A 372-nucleotide genomic window follows, 5' to 3' on the forward strand; every position below is an offset into this window, starting at 1 on the left:
CGTCCATTGCACGGTGCAGCCATTCAGGCTCATGCCTTGCGGGGCGCGCGTGAGGCTGCACGTCAGCGGCGCGCCTTCAGGGTCGGTGGCTTGCAGGGCGTAGCTGTAGGCGCTGCCCACTTGTGCTTGCGCAGGCGGCGTGCTGGTGATGCGCGGCGGCTGGTTGGCAGGCGGTGTCGGTGTCGGTGTTGGCGCAGCTGCCGTGACGGTGATTTGCCAGGACTGCTCGGCATAGGCCTGCCCGTCGCTCACGCGCAGGGCCACGGGCACGTTCGCGGCGGCGGCCGTGGGCGTCCATTGCACGGTGCAGCCATTCAGGCTCATGCCTTGCGGGGCGCGCGTGAGGCTGCACGTCAGCGGCGCGCCTTCAGG

The 372-nt window shown here is 70.4% G+C and carries 1 protein-coding gene; it reads right to left on the reverse strand.

Features of this window, described 5'->3' with window-relative positions; all coding sequences use genetic code 11:
- A partial coding sequence (locus QB898_RS13265; RefSeq protein ID WP_279525327.1) for a hypothetical protein occupies positions 1-372 on the reverse strand: 372 nt, incomplete at both ends.

Origin of the sequence: Ottowia cancrivicina (genome assembly GCF_029813755.1) — a bacterium.
Classification (GTDB): Bacteria; Pseudomonadota; Gammaproteobacteria; order Burkholderiales; family Burkholderiaceae_C; genus Ottowia; species Ottowia massiliensis.